General features: G+C 60.8%; 26 protein-coding genes. 19 read left to right on the top strand and 7 right to left on the bottom strand.

The features are described 5' to 3' along the window. Positions 1-46: 46 nt before the first annotated feature. The 4 genes from BM449_RS15210 to BM449_RS14950 all read left to right on the top strand — a co-directional run bounded on the left by BM449_RS15210 (position 47) and on the right by BM449_RS14950 (position 3163). Complete coding sequence (locus tag BM449_RS15210) at positions 47-235, top strand: HIT domain-containing protein (protein WP_071800435.1); 189 nt, start codon at positions 47-49, stop codon at positions 233-235. A 400-nt stretch (positions 236-635) separates the two neighbouring features. Beyond that, complete coding sequence (locus tag BM449_RS05665) at positions 636-1877, top strand: DNA cytosine methyltransferase (RefSeq protein WP_311134039.1); 1242 nt, start codon at positions 636-638, stop codon at positions 1875-1877. Positions 1878-1883: 6 nt separating this feature from the next. Then, positions 1884-2354 (top strand): very short patch repair endonuclease, encoded by a 471-nt coding sequence (locus BM449_RS05660; protein WP_071800434.1) that lies wholly within the window; start codon positions 1884-1886, stop codon positions 2352-2354. Further along, complete coding sequence (locus BM449_RS14950; protein ID WP_145536936.1) at positions 2351-3163, top strand: hypothetical protein; 813 nt, start codon at positions 2351-2353, stop codon at positions 3161-3163. Before BM449_RS05660 ends, BM449_RS14950 begins: the two co-directional genes overlap by 4 nt. A gap of 129 nt (positions 3164-3292) precedes the next feature. On the opposite strand, the gene BM449_RS05655 is transcribed toward BM449_RS14950, so the two are convergent. From BM449_RS05655 to BM449_RS05645, 3 genes are all read right to left on the bottom strand, one after another. Further along, complete coding sequence (locus BM449_RS05655; RefSeq protein WP_071800433.1) at positions 3293-3523, bottom strand: hypothetical protein; 231 nt, start codon at positions 3521-3523, stop codon at positions 3293-3295. 12 nt (positions 3524-3535) lie between these two features. Next, positions 3536-3916, bottom strand: coding sequence for a hypothetical protein (locus BM449_RS05650; protein ID WP_071800432.1), 381 nt, complete (start codon positions 3914-3916; stop codon positions 3536-3538). Positions 3917-4343: 427 nt separating this feature from the next. Further along, on the bottom strand, positions 4344-4574 hold the full coding sequence (locus BM449_RS05645; protein ID WP_071800431.1) for a hypothetical protein: 231 nt from the start codon (positions 4572-4574) through the stop codon (positions 4344-4346). A 74-nt stretch (positions 4575-4648) separates the two neighbouring features. Between BM449_RS05645 and BM449_RS15565 the strand changes: the two genes are divergently transcribed. The 9 genes from BM449_RS15565 to BM449_RS05600 all read left to right on the top strand — a co-directional run bounded on the left by BM449_RS15565 (position 4649) and on the right by BM449_RS05600 (position 8660). Beyond that, the gene (locus tag BM449_RS15565) at positions 4649-5248 is read left to right on the top strand and encodes a DEAD/DEAH box helicase family protein (RefSeq protein WP_071800430.1); all 600 of its coding nucleotides are present in this window, start codon (positions 4649-4651) and stop codon (positions 5246-5248) included. Further along, positions 5145-6584, top strand: coding sequence for a DUF3427 domain-containing protein (locus tag BM449_RS05635; protein WP_343232326.1), 1440 nt, complete (start codon positions 5145-5147; stop codon positions 6582-6584). The genes BM449_RS15565 and BM449_RS05635 overlap by 104 nt, the downstream gene beginning before the upstream one ends. 70 nt (positions 6585-6654) lie before the next feature. Continuing rightward, positions 6655-6861 (top strand): type II toxin-antitoxin system HicB family antitoxin, encoded by a 207-nt coding sequence (locus tag BM449_RS05630; RefSeq protein WP_071800428.1) that lies wholly within the window; start codon positions 6655-6657, stop codon positions 6859-6861. 87 nt (positions 6862-6948) lie between these two features. Further along, entirely contained in the window at positions 6949-7068 is a 120-nt protein-coding gene (locus BM449_RS15380) for a hypothetical protein (RefSeq protein ID WP_233831139.1), read from the top strand. A gap of 113 nt (positions 7069-7181) precedes the next feature. Continuing rightward, a complete protein-coding gene (locus BM449_RS05620; protein ID WP_071802010.1) occupies positions 7182-7376 on the top strand; it encodes a hypothetical protein in 195 nt (64 codons plus the stop codon). An 81-nt stretch (positions 7377-7457) separates the two neighbouring features. Next, complete coding sequence (locus BM449_RS15375; protein ID WP_343232328.1) at positions 7458-7721, top strand: type II toxin-antitoxin system death-on-curing family toxin; 264 nt, start codon at positions 7458-7460, stop codon at positions 7719-7721. A gap of 92 nt (positions 7722-7813) precedes the next feature. Further along, a complete protein-coding gene (locus BM449_RS05610) occupies positions 7814-8110 on the top strand; it encodes a nucleotidyltransferase family protein (protein ID WP_071800426.1) in 297 nt (98 codons plus the stop codon). Beyond that, the gene (locus BM449_RS05605; protein WP_071800425.1) at positions 8094-8303 is read left to right on the top strand and encodes a hypothetical protein; all 210 of its coding nucleotides are present in this window, start codon (positions 8094-8096) and stop codon (positions 8301-8303) included. Before BM449_RS05610 ends, BM449_RS05605 begins: the two co-directional genes overlap by 17 nt. A gap of 30 nt (positions 8304-8333) precedes the next feature. Continuing rightward, on the top strand, positions 8334-8660 hold the full coding sequence (locus tag BM449_RS05600; RefSeq protein ID WP_083544413.1) for a nucleotidyltransferase domain-containing protein: 327 nt from the start codon (positions 8334-8336) through the stop codon (positions 8658-8660). Positions 8661-9093: 433 nt separating this feature from the next. On the opposite strand, the gene BM449_RS05590 is transcribed toward BM449_RS05600, so the two are convergent. Both BM449_RS05590 and BM449_RS05585 read right to left on the bottom strand, forming a co-directional pair. Next, on the bottom strand, positions 9094-9432 hold the full coding sequence (locus tag BM449_RS05590; RefSeq protein ID WP_071802008.1) for a DUF5615 family PIN-like protein: 339 nt from the start codon (positions 9430-9432) through the stop codon (positions 9094-9096). A gap of 8 nt (positions 9433-9440) precedes the next feature. Beyond that, positions 9441-9671, bottom strand: coding sequence for a DUF433 domain-containing protein (locus BM449_RS05585; protein ID WP_083544411.1), 231 nt, complete (start codon positions 9669-9671; stop codon positions 9441-9443). A 904-nt stretch (positions 9672-10575) separates the two neighbouring features. On the opposite strand from BM449_RS05585, the gene BM449_RS15365 reads away from it, so the two are divergent. Together BM449_RS15365 and BM449_RS05575 are read left to right on the top strand one after the other, a co-directional pair. Then, on the top strand, positions 10576-10737 hold the full coding sequence (locus BM449_RS15365; protein WP_233831136.1) for a hypothetical protein: 162 nt from the start codon (positions 10576-10578) through the stop codon (positions 10735-10737). After that, the gene (locus tag BM449_RS05575) at positions 10734-11042 is read left to right on the top strand and encodes a hypothetical protein (RefSeq protein WP_071800423.1); all 309 of its coding nucleotides are present in this window, start codon (positions 10734-10736) and stop codon (positions 11040-11042) included. Before BM449_RS15365 ends, BM449_RS05575 begins: the two co-directional genes overlap by 4 nt. A gap of 25 nt (positions 11043-11067) precedes the next feature. Here BM449_RS05575 and BM449_RS05570 read toward each other — a convergent pair whose 3' ends face one another. Continuing rightward, a complete protein-coding gene (locus tag BM449_RS05570; protein WP_071800422.1) occupies positions 11068-12765 on the bottom strand; it encodes a protein adenylyltransferase SelO family protein in 1698 nt (565 codons plus the stop codon). Positions 12766-13087: 322 nt separating this feature from the next. Between BM449_RS05570 and BM449_RS05565 the strand changes: the two genes are divergently transcribed. The 3 genes from BM449_RS05565 (at position 13088) to BM449_RS05555 (ending at position 16687) form a co-directional block, all read left to right on the top strand. Continuing rightward, the gene (locus BM449_RS05565) at positions 13088-14098 is read left to right on the top strand and encodes a 2-hydroxyacid dehydrogenase (protein WP_071800421.1); all 1011 of its coding nucleotides are present in this window, start codon (positions 13088-13090) and stop codon (positions 14096-14098) included. 189 nt (positions 14099-14287) lie between these two features. Then, the gene (locus tag BM449_RS05560) at positions 14288-14509 is read left to right on the top strand and encodes a hypothetical protein (protein ID WP_071800420.1); all 222 of its coding nucleotides are present in this window, start codon (positions 14288-14290) and stop codon (positions 14507-14509) included. 99 nt (positions 14510-14608) lie between these two features. Beyond that, positions 14609-16687, top strand: a complete 2079-nt coding sequence (locus BM449_RS05555) for a mechanosensitive ion channel family protein (RefSeq protein WP_071800418.1) — start codon at positions 14609-14611, stop codon at positions 16685-16687. Here BM449_RS05555 and BM449_RS05550 read toward each other — a convergent pair. After that, a complete protein-coding gene (locus tag BM449_RS05550) occupies positions 16650-17468 on the bottom strand; it encodes a hypothetical protein (protein ID WP_071800416.1) in 819 nt (272 codons plus the stop codon). The two genes, BM449_RS05555 and BM449_RS05550, sit on opposite strands and share 38 nt — an antisense overlap. Before the next feature lie 35 nt (positions 17469-17503). On the opposite strand from BM449_RS05550, the gene BM449_RS05545 reads away from it, so the two are divergent. Continuing rightward, a complete protein-coding gene (locus tag BM449_RS05545; protein ID WP_071800414.1) occupies positions 17504-18376 on the top strand; it encodes an NAD-dependent epimerase/dehydratase family protein in 873 nt (290 codons plus the stop codon). Positions 18377-18390 lie beyond the last annotated feature (14 nt).

Genomic DNA, 18390 nt, shown 5'->3' with positions numbered 1-18390 from the left:
GGGTTCCGACGCCATACTCAACCTGCAGGGACTCTGCTTCCGCGGTGTGCAGGCCAGCGACGCCAGACGTGAGGTGGATTGCGTGTTCTGCGCACTGGAGGGCAGCGGCCGGGTGCTGCTGGAGAACGAGCTTGCCATCTGCATCGCCGATGCCTATCCCGTGAGCGAGGGGCACAGCCTGGTGGTCCCGCGTCGGCATGTGGCCAACTCCCTGGAGCTGCACCAGCCGGAGTGAAACGCCGTGGTGGAGCTGTTGAAGCTAAGGAGGGAGCAGCTGAGCGCCCAGGACGCCACGATCAGCGGCTGGAACGTGGGGCTGAACTCAGGCGAGGAGGCTGGATAGACGGTTTTTCATGCACATTGGCATCTGATTCCAAGGCGGGAGGGTGATTGTGAGGAGCTTCGGGGTGTAGTGCCTGGGGTGATTGGGGGAAGAAGGGATATTGAGACTGGATTCATTAACGTTCAAGATCAGTGGCTGGACGAATCACTACGCATTTACACAACAGCGTTAGCCCCGCACGGTGGATCTTGATGCTAAGTGGGCTTCTAGAGTCTGTCTAGGATAACATCCTCAAGGCCACTGCAAGGACAGCTCTCCCCTCTGCTGGAGGGCTTGTTGGAGGCCTTACCATATGCGCATGGTCCTCCAAGCATCCCCCACGCCCTCTGTTGGGCAACCTGATTCCCAGTCAAGGCTCCGCTCACTTGAGCTGTTTGCCGGTGGTGGGGGAATGGCATTGGGGCTGCATGCAGCTGGTTTTAATCATTCGGCTTTAGTTGAGTTTGACTCTAAAGCGTGTGACACCTTAAGACATAATGCTCGCTGCTGGGCAATTCACGGCAGCAAAAATCAAGCATGGAAAGATAATGCTGTCATGCTCCATGATGTTCGTCATATTGAGCTTGATGCTATTGAGAACTATGATTCATTGGATCTACTTGCTGGTGGGCCACCATGTCAGCCATTTTCTCTTGGAGGCATTCATGCTGGAATGAATGATAGCAGGAATATGTTTCCCGCTGCTCTTGCCTTGGTTAGGCGTTGCAAGCCTAAATTGGTTTTGTTTGAAAATGTAGCCGGCCTATTAAGAAAGTCGTTTGCTCCTTACTTTGATTACGTAGAAATGCAGCTTCGAGATCCAGTGTGCATCCCAAGGAAAAATGAAACCTGGGCTGAGCATGCTGAACGAATCAGAGTCCGCATTTCACGAGACTGTAAGCCTGATTATTACGTTACCAGGCAACTTGTGAATGCGGCTGACTTCGGTGTTCCTCAAATTCGCAAACGTGTTGTTCTAATGGCTGTTCGTTCGGACATCTCCGACTGTCCACTGCCACCGATTACTCCCACTCATTCTGAGGCATCGCTTCATTATTCTCAGTTTGTTTCTGGTGATTACTGGGATCGTCATAACCTTATCGCTCCACCAAGTCGAAGCATAAGCAAGGCAAAAAGCTCATCCGAACAAAGTAATCTCCTCTCGCCAAGACTTGAGCCTTGGCAAACAGTTAGAGATGCTATCGAGGGACTGCCAGAACCTATCGATGGGAAGCCACATCCAGACTATTTAAATCATATAGGAATACCAGGTGCTCGTTCTTATCCAGGTCACACGGGATCAGATATTGATCGCCCGGGTAAAACAATTAAAGCTGGAGTCCATGGCGTATGTGGTGGTGAAGCCATGATTCGTTTTAATGATGGAAAACTAAGATATATGACCGTACGTGAAAGTGCACGCATTCAGACGTTTCCAGATGACTATGAGTTTCTTGGAGCGCGTTCGCACGCAATGAGACATATTGGAAATGCCGTTCCCGTCCAGCTCGCTAAAGAAATTGGGCTTCATATGAGATTTCACTCTGGAATGTAGCCTCTTATGACAAGAGATGCTGCCACGACATCCCGGATCATGGGGAAGATTAAGAGGCGAGATACAACGCCAGAGCTTATCCTTAGAAGAGCTCTACACAGGATGGACATTCGATACAGAGTCGATACTAAGAACGTTTACGGCAGGCCTGATATATCGATCATGAAATATAAACTTGCAGTTTTTGTGGATGGAGACTTCTGGCATGGAAATGAGCACAAGGTCCGAAAACTATCAAAACTCGAAGATCTCTTCCCAACCAACGCTGGGTTTTGGTGTAGTAAAATTCTAGGGAATATCGAACGAGATAGACAGGTAAACCAAAGGCTTATGCAAGAAGGCTGGACAGTAATTAGAATCTGGACCTCAACAATATTTCTAAATCCTAATGAAGCGGCAGAATCCATCTACAAGGCTCTCCAGCACCTAAAAGGGACTAGTAATTCCGTAGATTCTTGCCTAGGGCATTTATCGTGACACTCGTAGATAGATTTTCAGATGGATGTGGCTTATTCGAGTTTGATATTGCGACTCCTCTTTTTCAGCAGTTAGCTTCTGACTTCGATCTACTTGCTCCTTTGCCCTTGCATGATTTAAATCTGACTTCAGTAGAAGAGAGGCCTGGGATCTATGGTTTGCAGCATAACGGCTTGGTTGTCTATATCGGCAAGGCTGATGACAGCGCGAAGAGTAGGTTGGAGAAGCATCGCCGACAGCTACAGGGAAGAATTGGAATCTCACCAGGCGAGGTCAGCTTTCGTTGCCTTCATTTTGCGCACACATGGGATGCATTTAAACCCGAATCACATATGATATCTCTCTATTCACCAAGCTGGAATTCTCGCGGATTTGGCCCTAACGATCCAGGAAGAAGACGAGACAAGACCCAGCTTGCAGATACCCACTGGCATGTCCTTTATCCTGTTGATCCTGAATATCCATGCTCGGAAATCCCCCCGGGTACATACGATGTATTAGAGTTGCTTAGACTGGTTTGCAGGCACACCCCATACTGGATCAGATTTCAAGGAAATAGGAATGGTGACACAGCCGAAGAAAGACGCTTGTACGAACAAGCTCACGCTGACTTTGCGGCTTCCCGGATAATAGTTATTCAAGAAAGTGGCATGAGTGTGCGTAGCCTTCTCCTCTCGGCAGTTCAGTCGTTGCCTGCGCCTAATCAGTGGCAGCTGACTCTCCTTCCAAGCCATATTCTGCTCTATAGAGAAAGAGAAGAAGTGTATCCGAAAATGAGGTTGCTCTGGCCATTACCCGGCTCCACCTAACGCTCAAGATCAGCGGCGGAACAACCACACATATTGACCAAGGAACAAACGCCGTCCGTCCGCTGAATCTTGTTGTGAGCCAGGGCCAAGCACGGAAAGTCTAATGGCTGAATAGTATTCAGCATATCCTTATTCCGCATCACCCATAACGGTTATACCTAAGTCTTGGGCAACGTCTAAAATCTTCGCATTGACCATTGTGAACTGAGGTAGTGCCTGCTCGAAGTCAGCATAACCGTCCACTCCTTCATCAGCTTTTAGAATAAGAATTTCCATTATGCAGTAAAGTTCTTCTACCATCCTAAGTGATTCTAGAGGGAAGATTCGCTTGGCAATTGCTTTTGTATAATTCTTCTTCATGGCTTCACTCTTTCATACCGCTTTGAGGGACTTTGGCCAAGAGGGATCAAATGTTACATTTCCCTCGGATACGGCATTTAAAAAACTGTAGTTGTCCTCAATAGACTTGATACTTCTAATGTTGGCTTGAAGCTCTGCAAGCACTTTGCTCCTAATCTCCTGCTGCTCTTTGTGTTGTGCGAACACTTCGCGAATCATTAGGGCAATCACCGCCGAAAGCAGGGGGCCAAGAAGAAGAACATCTTCTTTTAAGGAAAGTCCAAGATCAAGAAGGGTCGGAGCTAATAGTATAAAGAGAGAAATGATCGCCGCTTTCTTTCTAGTGTCTGGTGAGTCAAAGAAGGCTTGGATGTATCCGTTCTTCCAGTTTACCCAAATCGTGAGGAGGCCCAAGCCAAGTAGAATATCAACAAACAGAGAAGCTCCATGATGACTGATTAGCTTTGAGTGGCATTCTTGCATTGCTAAATTCTCAGTGGAACAACTTACCAACATATCAAACGCGTAAACAGAGGATCAGCCTGCCTCAGGCAAACTTGTAATTGGAAGATTCCGCATAAATCCCCAGCTGCCGCTTTTGCTTCCGCATAAGAAACAGATCGGATCTTGCCTTCACTTAGCCGATCTGTTGCTGGAGCAAGCATCCGGCCTTGTTGGTCAATGCTGGCTTTCATTTTATCCGGATTCGGATAACATCGCAACAATCCAGTCCCATTCCTGGCTGGGGATCCACAGCAACTACAGCAGTTCAGGAGGCTGGTTTCCCATACCCGACTAGGCCCCACCCCCAGGCCTCTACCAGCAACTCCTCACCGAGGGCCTAGAGCAGCAGCTGCGCCAACTCCAGGAAGCCCTGGTCGAAACCATCGGCCTGGATCCCCAGGAAGCCCCGCGCCTGTTGGCCCGGCACCTGGCGGGTCTTGCCCGCATTGCCCTTGAGCACCTGAGCGGTGGCGCCACCCCTGAGCACCAGCTGGCCTTGGTGAACCAACTGGTGGGCCTGCTCCAGAGCCATGCACCCCGGGCCATCTCCACGGGCAACCTGCTGCATCCCTCCGCCCGGCTGCTCTCGGAGATCCGATCCACGGCGCTCCTGCCCGGCGCCAGGCCGCCACCTTCCGCCAGGTGCTGCGCGATGGCTCCTTCGGTGAGCTGCTGGTGGATGGCCAGCGTCCAGGCCAGTGGCGCCATGTGTTCGCCTCGGTGCAGTCGCTCGCGGCGATGGATCCGGCGGGCCTGGCGCCGGGCACGTTCGACGTGGTGATCGTTGATGAGTTCCACCACGCCGCCGCCTCCAGCTACGAGCGCTGGCTGGCCCACCTGGCGCCGTCCCTGCTGCTCGGCCTCACCGCCACTCCCGAACGATCAGACGGGCTCGACATCCTCCATTGGTTCGGGGGCCACACCGCCGCCGAACTACGGCTCGCGCCTCCACGACGGCACCGACCTCTCGCAGATCGAATGGCGCCGCAACGGCTATGCCAGCGAGGCGCTCACCAACCTCTACACCGCCGACGACGCCCGCCTGCGCCTGATCCTGCGCGAACTCGAGAGCAAGATCACCAACCTGCACACGATGCGGGCCCTGGGCTTCTGCGTGAGCGTGGAGCACGCCGGCTGGATGGCCCGCAAGTTCGCCGATGCCGGCCTGCGCGCCGCCTCCTTAGATGCCTCGAGCTCCCGCGACGAGCGCGCCGAGCAGATCCGCCGCCTCAGGTCTGGTGAACTGCAGGTCCTCTTCGCGGTGGATCTGTTCAACGAAGGGCTCGACATCCCCGAGATCGACACCGTGCTGTTCCTGCGGCCCACCGAGAGCGCGATCGTGTTCCTGCAGCAGCTCGGCCGCGGCCTGCGCCTCTGCCCTGGCAAGAGCTGCCTCACGGTGCTCGATTTCATCGGCCAGGCCCATCGCCGCTTCCGCCACGACCTCCGCTACCGCGCCCTGCTCGGCGGCAGCCGCGACCAGCTGCGCCAGCAGATCGAAGCCGGCTTCCCCTTCCTCCCCGCCGGCTGCAGCCTCCAGCTCGATCGCGTCTCCACGGAGCGGGTGCTTTCAAATTTGCGCGAATCGCTGCCCAGCCGCCGGCCCCAGCTGCTGGCCGAATGCCGTCGCCTCGGGGCCTGCTCGCTGGCGGCGCTGCTGGAGGGGCTCGGCATGGAGCTGGGGGAGTTTTATCGGGTGGCGGGGTGTTGGGCGTTGCTGCAGCGGGAGTTGGGGTGGGGGGCAGGGGCAGCCTCCGGGGAGCCCACGGCGGATGAGGAGCGGTTGGGGCGGGGTATCGCCGGCGGCCTGCTTCATCTCGACGACCCCAAGCGCCTGCGCTGGCTGGTGGATCAGCTGCAGCGGCCGCTGGCGCCCGATCCGGCGAGCTTCGATCCTGTTGCCGAGCGCCAGTGGCGGATGCTGCTGGCCCAGCTCTGGGGCAATGGCCGCAACCATGTGCCCCTCGCAGAGGCGTTGGTGCGGCTCTGGGCCGCCGCCGCCATTCGCGCCGAGCTGGTGGAGCTGTTCGCGCTGCTGCTGGAGCGCACCGACCTCCTGGTGGCGCCGCTCGCCTGGCCGGCTCTGGCCGCTGGCGAACCAGCCCCGCCGCTGCCCCTGAAGCTCCACGGCCGCTACTCCCGCGCCGAAGTGTTCGCGGCGTTCGGGTTATTGAACGAGGCCCGCCCCTTCCCGGGCCGCGAGGGAGTCTTTTTTGATGAGGCGTCGCGCTGCGACGTGTTCTTCATCACCCTGAAGAAGTCCGAGCGCTTGTTCTCCCCCACCACCCGCTACAACGACTACGCCATCTCGCCCCGCGAGTTCCACTGGGAGAGCCAGAGTCTCACCCGCGAAGCCTCATCCACCGGCCAGCGTTATATCCATCACCGCGAGTGCGGCAGCCGGGTGCTGTTGTTGGTGCGGGAGGAGAACAGGCGCGGTGGCGTGACGCTGCCGTTTCTGTGCCTCGGCTTTTCCGACTACGTGAGCCACGAAGGCGAACGCCCGATGGCGATTCGCTGGCGGCTGCAGCGGGCGATTCCGGGGGCCTTCTATCCGCAGCTGGCGGTGGCAGTGTGAAGGGGTTCAGAATTTCAGGATCTTCCGGCCGCTGCCAGCCCTGTCAGGATGGAGTGAAAGCCGTAGGTCCATGGAACTGACAGCCGTGCTCAGCCCAGCCGAAGAAGGCGGCTATGTGGCCTTCAACCCCGAAACCGGCACCGCAAGCCAGGGCGAGTCCATTGATGAAGCACTTGCAAACCTGCGCGAGGCGACATCTTTGTATCTCGAGGAGTTTCCACTCGTTTTGACGGGTCACCCACTGGTCACGATGTTCAGCATTCCTGCCCATTCCTGAACTTCCGCACCTTTCTGGTCGGGAGGTCATTCGGGCATTGGACGCCTGGGGTTCAGCGCTGTCCGGCAGAACGGAAGCCACGTGGTGATGCGCTGCGGTAGCCGAGGTTGCGTGGTTCCTTTGCATCGACCGGTCAAGGTGGGCACCCTCGCAGGTCTTCTTCGCCAGGCTCCGGTCGACGTCAGTGAGTTCCTCAGAGTTCTTTGATCCCGCACGATTGATGGCCGCCTCAGTGGCATCTCCTCCTGGGCTGGCGGTGGTGGTTTAAGGGGGCTCTCCCCCTTCAAGCTCTCCTATCCTTGGGGTTCTGGATGATTGCCATGGCTCTCGCCATTGAGCTCAACGATGAACAGTCCCGGGCCCTGGCCGAGGTGGCCGGGCTGCTCAACGTGCCCCAGGAGGTCCTGGCCTCGGACGCCGTCCGCGATCTCCTCAGCCGGCCCTCCGCAGACTTCGAACCAGCCGCATCGAACGTGCTGGCAAAGAATGAGGAATTTTACCGTCGTCTGGCGTGATCCGCTATCTCCGCCTCAGTGAGGTACTGGAGCTGCACCGCCGATTGATCGCCACGTTCGGCGGTTCACCCGGATTGCGGGATCTTTTCAGGTGTTGATCTCTATCCCACTCTCATCGAAAAATCTGCCGATCTTGGCTTTTCCCTGATCAAGAATCATCCCTTTGTGGATGGCAACAAGCGTGTTGGCCATGCAGCCATGGAAGTGATGTTGATGCTTAACCGCTATGAGTTAACCGCTTCCAACGAATCCACCGAAGCCGTTGTTCTTGCCGTGGCCTCCGGAACGCTTGATCGGCAGGCATTGACCGAGTGGGTTAGGGAGCAGATCAAGCCCTTGGGATGAGGTTGGCGGCCGATTCCGGGGGTGTTCTATCCGGAGCTGGCGGTGGCGGTTTAGCCTTGTGCCAGACCACTCCTGAGCGTTCCCAGTCGGCCATGGACGTCAGTGCAGAAACGTTGATCAGCCAGTTACGCCAGCACGCGCCCGTCTGTAGTGAGCGTTTCGGCGTGCACAGCCTGCGATTATTCGGCTCCTGGGCGCGTGGCACAGCAACATCGAGCAGCGATGTGGATCTGCTGGTGGCCTTCGACGGCCCTGCCACCGCCAGACGCTTCTATGGCCTTCAGCTGTTCCTGGAAGATCTGCTCCAGCAACCTGTCGATCTGGTGACAGAACAAGCACTCCGGCAGGAGCTCAGACCTGCAGTGGAGGCGGATGCCATCCCCCTCTGACGGCAATCCGAAACGTGACTGGTGCCGCACCCGCGACCTGGCCCTCGGCCCCTCCCGGTTCCATTGGCAGAGCCAGTGCCTCGGCTTTGCCGACTACGTGAGCCATGAAGGTGAGCGGCCGCTGGCGATTCGCTGGCGGCTGCAGGGGCCGATTCCGGGGGCGTTCTACCCGGAGCTGGCGGTGGCGGTTTGAGGGAACCCACGACTCCACTAACCTGACTCCATGGACACGGCTGCCCCACTGCTGCCCTTGCTGATCGACCGGCTTGAGCCGCTCAGGCACCTGTGCGATCGCTACGGCGTGGATCGGCTTGAAGTGTTCGGCTCGGCGGCGAAGGGCCTGTTTGACCCTGCCAACAGTGATCTGGACTTCATCGTGCAGATGACGGGCCAACGTGAACCGGGCTATGCCCGGCGCTTCTGTTCCTTTGCCGATGAATTGGAAGCCCTCTTCGGCCGTCCGGTGGATCTCCTGACGGAATCCATGATCCACAATCCCTATTTCCGCAAAGACGTGGACGCGTCACGGCGGCTTCTCCTGGAACTCTGAACATGCGAATGGAGGCGCTGAAACGCCTGCTTGACGCCTTTGAGGCCATCGAGGCGATCCCAGCGTTCTTGATGTCATCCCCGATCTCCGCCGCATCGTGGGTACCCGCAACAGAATCATTCACGTCTACGAAACCGTGGATCAGCTGATTCTCTGGGATTCGATCCAGAATGACCTCCCTGGCCTCAAAACCTCTCTGCAGGATGTACTGAGCAAAGACGCCCCAATGCCTTAGCCAGCGACTTGAACGCATCCAACGCCTGGATGGGCCTCGTCCTCCCCATCACTCGAGATGCGGCGTCTCCACGCTGCCGTTCCTGTGCCTGCGCATTGCCGGATCCATGAGCCACGAAGGCGAACGGCCGATGGCGATTTATCCGGAGCTGGCGGTGGCGGTGTGAGGGGGGCGCTGAGGCTGCTCTGCTGCGCAGCCTCAGCGCAACGTCAGCAGTGAAGTGTTGGGTTCCTTGATGAACGACACGATCACATCCCGCCTGGTCAACAGAATCCTGGAAATGGTTTGAGTGCTGGTATTGCCGACAACTAGCCACAGCACCTTGGGTGGTGCACCCCGTAAAAGGCTCAGTCCACGAAAGTCATCATCCTTCGTGACGATGGTGAACCCACGCTGTTGAGCGAAACTCCAGATTTCAAGATCCGCTGCACCCTTGAGGCCCGCATCGCGAATGTGGATGCTGCTTGGAAAGAAGCCAGCCATTGCAGATGCCAGACGAGGACTGAGATTTTCATCAATCAGAAGGGGCCCAGCCATCGAAGCAATCACGCGGTCGTGAGGTCACTCAGGCGCTTCTCACGATCTGCCGCGTAGCTCAAGACAGCCTGAAGATGCTCCACCCGCAGGTCAGGAAAATCGGCCAGGATATCCTCCTGACGCATGCCGCTGGCCAGGTACTCCAACACATCCGAAACACTGATACGGGTGCCTGCAATACAGGGTTTGCCGCTTCGGATTCCCGGCGTGCAGGTAATCAGAGGAGTTGCTTCTCTCACCGTAGATCCATCCAGCCGCTTCTATCAACGATAGGCGAACCAAAGGGTCACCATCAACGAGAACGAACGCCCGATGGCGATCCGCTGGCGGCTGCAGCGGCCGATTCCGGGGGCGTTCTATCCGGAGCTGGCGGTGGCGGTTTGAGGGGGCCGCTCCCCTTTCGACCTCTCCTGTCCTTGGGATTCCGGAGGACTTCCATGGCTCTCGCCATTGAGCTCAACGAAGAACAGTCCCGCGCCCTGGACGAGCTAGCCGGGCTGCTCAAAGTACCCAAGGAGGTTCTGGTCTCCGCCGCTGTCCGCGATCTCCTGAGCCGACCCTCCGCAGACTTCGAAGCAGCCGCATCGAACCTGCGGGCAAAAAAAACGAGGAGCTCTACCGTCGTCTGGCGTGATCCGCTATCTCCGCCTCGGGGAGGTACTTGAGCTGCACCGCCGATTGATCGCCACGTCGATGGTTCACCCGGATTACGGGACATTGGCTTGCTGGAAGGATCAATCTCCCAGCTCCGCCAGACTTTTTCAGGTGTTGATCTCTATCCCACTCTCATCGAAAGGCTGCAGTTCTTGGCTTTTCCCTAATCAAAAACCATCTCTTTGTGGATGGTAACAAGCGTATCGGCCATGCAGCCATGGAAGTGATGTTGATACTCAACAGCCATGAGTTGGCCGCTTCCATCGAATCCGCCGAAGCCGTAGTTCTTGCTGTGGCCTCAGGAACGCTGGATCGGCAAACATTGACCGACTGCATCCATGAGCTGTCCTGGATCTCCTTGCCAAGTCATGCCGTAGTGGCCGGTGATGGTCGATCTCCCGGCAGCAGTTGCACTGGGAGAGCCAGAGCTCGCGCGCGGCAGCCGGGTGCTGGCTCGGCAAAAGCGCTCCAGCCTGGGAGCCGTGATCAGTGCGCTGGCTCGCCGGACCCTGGTGGCGCCAGCGTCAGGCTCCAGCTCCGAATAACCAGAGGTCCGACCATCGCAACGGCCTGCCCCTGCTGCCATGGATGGAGAAGGGAGCACCGGTGGATCTGGAGCTCGTGAACAACCTGCGCGACGAGCTGGCGTGAGTGCGGCTCTGCTCGATGTGCAGGTGGCAAATGGATGGGCCACCTGCCTGTTCACAAAGAACGCTGTCCTGCGCATCCTCGGCCAGCCGCGCTATCCCAACAGCCCGGGGCCGCCGGCGGTGGTGGCCCCTCTGGTGGCGGAGCTGATCCGCCACCCGCAGCATCCGTTCTGGCCAGACTCGCTCAGCCTGCTTACCAGAGCCATGTGGATGCATCGCGGTGGCCGGCTGGTGAGCTTCGATCGCCGCCTCGGCTATGAGGGGGTCGCTGGCGGCCGCGAGGCCCTGTGCTTGCTTGAGGCTTGAGACGGGTCGCCAACGTGGGATCGGCTCACGACGAACAGCTGTAGTGGGACACGCCACCGGCGTTGAAGAATTCTCTGGGCTTCAGGCGGTCGTAGATGGCCGCCAGTTCCGCCGATGGCTCGTCATAGGGATGGCTGAACACCTCCTGCAATTCCTCGATCAGGCTGGTGTCACCTTGCTCGGCCTGTTGATAGGCGGGCGCGATCAGCCACTCGCGCCAGGTGATCTTGGGGTTGACGCGCTTCATCGCTTCGGATGTCACGCGGCTGTCGCCGCTTTCTGTGATGCGCTCCCGCCAGCGTTGCAGCCAGTTGTTCCACTGCGCATCGAGTTGCTCTGAACTGGGCAGGTAGAAGCTCTCTTTCAGGGCTGAGAGTTGCTCGGGAATGTCAGAGAGCCTGCGGAAGAAGATCGTGTAGTCAACCTTGGAGAGAACCAGGAGCTCCAGTAACTCGTTCACAAGCGTGGGGTCGTAGTGGATCAGTCCGAGTTTTTTGGCCCACATGGCCTCGATCTCCAGGGTCATCGCTTCAGCGAAGCCATCGTGGATCTGATCCAGCCGCGCCAGGGCTTCGGTGTTGCCATCGAGCAGCAGTCGGATGGAGGCCCAGAACATCTGATAGTTGGCTTCGGCTGCCACCGGTTGGTTGAAGAATGAAAAATGCTCGCCGCCGCCGGTCCAGGGCTGAAATCTGGGCTCGAACAGTTCGCAGAAGCCGAAGGGGCCGTAGTCGAGGGTGAAGCCTCCTGCGGCGCAGTTGTCGCTGTTGAAATTGCCCTGGCAATAACCCACGCGCATCCAGTTGGCCACCAGCGAAGTGAGCCGTGCGCGAAACAATCCCGCCAGCTCCACTAGCTGATCGCTGAACTCCAGGCCCGGATCAATTTCCTGCCGGTAATTGCGCTCAATCAGGTGACTCGTGATCATCTGCAGTTCGTTCAACGCACCCGGATGGGCCTCGCTGCGGGCGCGACGGGCGAACAGCTCCAGTTGGCCCACCCGCAGAAACGACGGGGCCACGCGTGTGCAGATCGCCGCCGGGTTGTCCACCAGGATGTCGGGATCGAACGACCGGGAATTCGCGGAATACCAGGGCCTGCGCACGGTTTCGCCTCGCGACATCACCAGCATCAGCGAGCGTGAGGTGGGAACCCCAAGGGCGTGCATGAACTCCTGAGCCAGAAACTCGCGCACGCTGGAGCGCAGCACGGCGCGTCCATCAGCGCCGCGGCAATAGGGCGTGGGGCCACCGCCTTTGAGTTGCATCTCCCAGCGCCTGCCCTCGAAGACGCCTTCGAACACGGAAATGGCCCGGCCATCGCCGTAGCCGTTGCCGGTTCCAAACGGGCACTGCTGGTTGTACTCCGTGCCGTAGATCGACAGGGCATAACCGGTCGCCCAGCCAAACGGTCGCATCGGCCCCTGCGCCACGCTGATGTCGCCGGAAAACAGTCGGATGAACTGGTCGTCCTGGGCCAGCGCATCGCTCAGGCCCAGCTCGTGGAACAGGGTTCGGCTGTGGGCAACGATCTCCGGCGCTGGAATCGGCGTGGGTGTCACCGGCACGTAATGGCCTGAGAACACCTGGCGGGGCCGGTGATCGTGGCCATCACTACTCGCCTGAGGATCCGCATGCAGTGACTCCAGCAGCGAATAGTCGGCCCGTTGGGCAAACTCCGCGAAAGTTGTTGTTCGAACTGCTGCTGGCACTGTTGTCGTCACGGGTCTCTCGGGTTCTGGCCATGCCTGGGCCTGGGCCCAGGCGTTGAGGCCATCATCCTGGCGAGTCTGTCGCCATCGTTGTCACGCCAGTTGAGGGTGCGCTCAAGCACGAACCCAGCTGCACCCAGGAGCCAGCCTGTCTGGCCGCTCAGAGCTGAAATCCGCCTGGGAGGAGCCTGATCCGCCGCCGCAACCGGAAACCAGACCTCAAGTAGATCGTTGGGGCCGAAACGACCCCGCTGTGCGATGGCTGAGCTGGAACAGGGGTGGATGGCTCTGGCTAGGTTCCCTCCACACGACCCTTTGATGGCACGCCATTTCCATGCAGAAGACGCAGTGCTCTGTGGCTGTCTATGACACAAAGCCCTACGACCTGCTGCACCTGCCAGCAGCTGCAGGCTCCGATCTGGATCTGCGCTTTCTGAATTTTCGCCTGAGTGTCGATACAGCGGCTACGGCCGATGGGGCGCGGGCTGTTTGTGTGTTTGTCAATGATGTGATTGACAAAGGCTGTCTTGAATCCTTGGCCAGCCAGGGCGTCGAGCTGGTGGCCCTGCGCTGCACCGGGTGCAACAACGTGGACATCGAAGCGGCGCGCGATCTTGGCATGGCCGTGACCCGCGTGCCCATCTACTCACCCAATGCCGTGGCCGAGCATGCCGTGGCGTTGCTGTTGACCCTGAATCGCCATGTGCACCGCTCGTTCAACCGGGTGCGGGAACTCAATTTCTCCCTGCAGGGCCTGGTGGGCTTTGATCTCAATGGCAAGACGGCCGGCATTGTGGGAACGGGCAAGATCGGGCGGATCGTGGCCAGGATCCTGCGCGGTTTCGGCATGGTGGTTGTCGCCTACGACCCCTACCCCGATGCGGCCTGGGCGATTCGCGAGGGCATCACCTATGTGGATCCGATCACCCTGTCCAGCCTCAGTGATGTGATCTCCCTGCATGTTCCCCTGATGCCGGAAACCCATCACATCATCCGCCGTGAAACCATCGACTGCATGAAGCCGGGTGTGATCCTGGTGAATGTCAGCCGGGGTGGCCTGATCGACACCGTGGCCCTGATCGAGGCCTTGAAATCCGGACGCCTTGGTGGCGTGGCGCTGGATGTTTATGAGGAGGAAGAAGGGGTGTTTTTCGAAGATCTTTCCGGAGAGGTGTTGCAGGATGATCTGCTGGCGCGGATGCTCACCTTTCCGAATGTGTTGATCACAGCCCACCAGGCCTTTCTCACCCACGAAGCTCTCAACGACATTGCTCGCGTCACCGCCGCCAATCTGCACGCGCTGATGCAGGGGACCCCCTTCGTGGGGGGGTCCCTACTCACTTAGCCAGGTGGTCTTGCTCCGCCGCCAGCGATCTCCGCCACGTAGGCGAACGTCCCCCGGTGAGCCGTTGTCGCCGGTGGCGATCTGGTGGCCAGGTTGGCCAACGATTCCGAGCTAGACCGGCAGCAGGCCTGATGCGCTCTGCCTTGAAGGCTCCAGCTCCAGGTCAAGGCCCTTGCCCCCAGCCGTGCCATGCCTGAGATCTCGCTGCGACAGCTCCTGATCGGCGCCCTGGTCCTGGCCCTGGCCACCGTGCTGGGGCTGGCCGCGCTCAGCGGCTCCATCCCCAGCGGCCTCGCCGGCTGGGGCAGTGGGGGCTCAGCCCAACAAGAAGAGGTCTCCCTTGATCCGCAAGTCCCGCCCGATCAGATGCTTTCGCTGGAGATGGGCGTGTCGGCGGAGATGGGTTCTTAGATCCACTCAAAACGGCTGAGCTCCCTCAACCTCCGTACCCTGAATAGCTGCTGGATGGGCTGGGCAGCTGCCACGGAACCACTGAGGGGAGGGCAAGGCATGGGGCTGAATCGGGGGCCAAGCCGCCGCCGCTGCTGGCGGCGTCTGTGGCGGCCGCTGCTGCTGGGTCTGGCCCTCAGCCTGCTGCTGGGGCAACCCGCCGCCGCGGTACTGAACCTGGTCGGAGCTGGTGGCGACGACGGTGGCGGAGCGGAAGAGGGCTGGCTGGATCGCGAGCAGGCCTTCTCGTGCGGCCGCCTCTGGTGCAGCACCGTGGTGTTCCCCCACGACGTTCTCAGCACCCGGATCGTCCTGGCCATCGATCCCGGCGAATCGATGTCGGCATCAGACGCCGCGCGGGCAGCGGAGACGCGGGCCGAAACGGTGGAACGCAGCGTGGAGGGGGTGATTGCCCAACTGCGCCAGGCCCAGCGGGAGGGAAGCGCCGCCCTGTCGCCGGAGCGCCGGCAGGCCGCGGCGGCGGTGCGTGAGAGCACCGCGACGCTGGCTGTCGCGGAGCTGAACGTCTGGAACGTGTTCAACCGCCAGGCCCTGCATCCCTTCACGCCCACCGTGGCGGTGGGCTTCCGCAACAACGTGCCGGTGGTGTTCATGCCCGCCGCTCCTGACCTGGGCCTGGGTCCCGCGACCCTGCTCACGGTCACCGAACCCGATGCGGCTTGGGCCGGCAGCACGACGATGGAGCTGGCGGAGCGCTGGAAAACAGTGCTCCAGAAGGTGATCAGCGAATCACTCTGGGGCCTGGAGTTCAACCGCCGCTTTCCCGCCGGTCGCCTGGTGCTGGCGGCGGCGGTGGCCGGCATCGTGCTTCTGGTCCAGCTGGCCCTCTCGTCGATCCGCTGGGCGCTGCGGCACGCGTTGCGGGGCTTGCGGGACAACGCCGAGGCCCTGCGCGAATCGGCCACGCGGGAGGTGATGGCAGCCTTCAGCGGCAACCTTGAGGGCCAGAACGCCGCGCCCAGTTCGGAGGGGAGCGACGAGAGGGTCGCCGAGGCGTCACCCCAGCCCCGGCGCAGCTGGCTGCAGCGCCTCGGCCGCCGCGCCAGCCGCCACCCCCAGCAACTGATCGAGGGCACCGGCCGCCTGATCGAGGGCACCAGCCGCCTGATCGAGACCCTTTCGGTCGCCACGCTCCGTCAGCAGGGCTGGCGCGACCAGGCCCGCAACCTGCTCGAGATGGCACTGCTGATCACCGGTCTGCTGCAGTTGAGTCTGGTGGCGGCCGGGCTCGGGGCGATCGCGATCTTTTTCCCCAGCATCCGCATCGCCTCCCTGCTGCTGATGCAGAAGTCGGTGAGTGTGCCGCTGATGTGGCTGGGGCTGATCGTGGTGCGCTGGTTGCTGCTGCTGGCGATTGACCACAGCGTGAACAACTGGGTGATTGCCTCCACCATCAGCAATCCCGGCTCCCGGCGCTATGCCCTGCAGGCGGTGACCTACACCAAAATGCTCAGGAACACGGCCACGATGGTGTGCATCACGATCGGCATCGTGCTCACCCTGCTGCTCGTGGGCATCAACCGTTCGGTGCTCACCGGTGCCGGGGTGGTGGCCGTGGCGGCTGGCCTGCTGCTGCGCAACCTGCTGGAAGATTTCATGCAGGGGCTGTTGATCATCCTCACCGACCGTTATGCCATCGGCGATGTGGTGATCATCGCGCCCCACGATGGCTTCGTGGAGAACATGAATCTGTTCAACACCCAGCTGCGCGGCCTCGACGGCCAGCTCACCAGCCTGCCCAACGGCCAGATCCGCGCCATCGAGAACCTCACCAAAGACTGGTCGCGGGTGAACTTCACCATTGAGGTTTCAGCCGACGAAGACCTGCGCGCCGTGCTGGAGCTGATCGGCCGGGTCGCCGAAGACATGCGCCACGATCCCGACTGGTCTCCGTACGTGCTCGGGACCCCGGAAGTGCTGGGGGTGGATGAGGTGCGCCAGTCGGGCTGCCTGATCCGGGTCTGGATCCAGACCCTGCCGCTGGCCCAGTGGCCGGTGGGGCGGGAGTTCCGTTTGCGCGTCAAGGAGGCCTTCGATCGCGAGGGCATCCGCCTGGGCCTGCCGCGTCAGGAACTGAGCCTCAGGGACTCTGGAATCGCCTCAGTTCCCAGGCCGTGAGCTGCTGTTGGCTGCCGTAGTGGAGGCTCACCTGATTGAAGTGCCCGCCATCGAGGCGGCAGCCCACCTGCAAGGCAAAGGCCCTCGCCGGCAGCGTCTCCGGCAGCGAACAAACCAGCCCATCGGCGAAGCCGGCGCAGAGGTCGTTGCCACTGAACTGACGGCTGCGAAAGGGTGCGCAGGGCTGCGGCTGGGGGTCGGTTGAGGGCCAGTGCCGGGGCTCCAGGCGCTCCAGCTCCCCGGGCCAGCCCTCCACCTCCGCCAGCAGGGCCCGCCAGTCGCTGGCCGCAGGCCGGGGAGGGTCCGGTTCGGGCGCCAGGGTGCAGCGGAAGGGAACCACCCCCAGGCTCTGCAGGCGCCAGAGGGGACCACCAGCCGGGGCTGGTGCCAGCGGCGCGTAGAGCAGCACCAGCATCGAGCGGGAGCGGCCGCAGAACAGATTCAGTTCATGGCCGAATCGGGGCTGCTTTTCGTCCACCATCAGGCTTGATTGGCCGCCGGCGGCGCGGAATTGCCAGCACTGGCCGCCACTGTTGTAGGTGGCGCGGCAGAGAGGCAGCCGGCGGCGGCCGTCCGGAGCGAAGCGCAGGCCGCTGCCATCCCACAGACCGGTGTCGGGGTCGGAAAAGCTGATGGAGTAGCAGGTGCTCTCGATCACCGCGGTGGGGGTGATCAGATCCAGCACACCGGCGGTGTTGCGTTCGTACCAGCGGCTCGTCCCGCACCAGCGGCCCTCGAAGTTGAGCCGGTTCAGCTCCCACTGGCGGTCGTGACCGGTCATGGCCCCCTAGCTTGCCGCCCACAGCATGACCCCGGATGCGGATCACGATCGTTGGCTGTGGCTATGTGGGCACGGCCCTGGCCCGCCATTGGCACCAGCAAGGCCGGCACTGGCTGCGGGTGACCACCACCAGCGCCGATCGGGCCGAAGAGCTGGCCGCCGTGGCCGATTCGGTTCAGGTGCTCGATGCCGCTGACCCCATCGGGCTACGCCAGGCCCTGCAGGGAAGTGAGGCCGCCGTGTTCTGCCTGGCGCCCAGCGGTGAGCGGCAGGTGGATGCCGACGGCTACGAGGCCACCTTTCTGCGCAGCATGCAGGCCCTGGCCGCCGTGGTGGGCGAGCTGCCCCAGCTCAACCAGCTGCTGTACACCAGCAGTTGCTCGGTGTACGGCAACGCCGGCGGCCTGCTGGAGGAGGACACCCCGCTGCAGCCCCGTGACAGGCATGGCGAGATCCTGCGCGATGCCGAAGCCGTGTTGTTGAGCTGCCGCAGCCCCAGCCGCCGCGTCGCCATCTGGCGGTTGGGGGCGCTCTATGGACCCGGGCGGGAGCTGCAGGAGCGTTTCCGGTCGCTGGCGGGCAGCCAGCGCCAGGGGAATGGCGCCGCGCTCACCAGCTGGATCCACCGCGATGACGTGGTGGCGGCCCTGGCCTTGGCGCTGGAGACCGGCCTCGATGGGGTGTTCAACCTGGTGGATGACGCGCCGATCAGCGTGCGCGACCTGATCGATCTGACCTGCCGTGCCGCCGGACTCAAGCCGGTGATCTGGGAGGCCGAGGCCGCCCCGGCCGCTGACGCCGGCGCCGGCCGGCGGGTGTCGAACCGGCGGCTGCATGGGCTGGGCTTCCAGTTGCAGCATCCCCGGCTGCCCGTGCTTGCAGGCAGGCCGCTGGCGCCTCCCCGGTAGCCTTGCCCCCTGCT

The organism is Synechococcus sp. SynAce01 (genome assembly GCF_001885215.1).
GTDB lineage: Bacteria > Cyanobacteriota > Cyanobacteriia > PCC-6307 > Cyanobiaceae > Regnicoccus > Regnicoccus frigidus.
The sequence above is the reverse complement of the archived record's forward strand: the minus strand, read 5'-3'. Positions and strand labels throughout refer to the sequence as shown.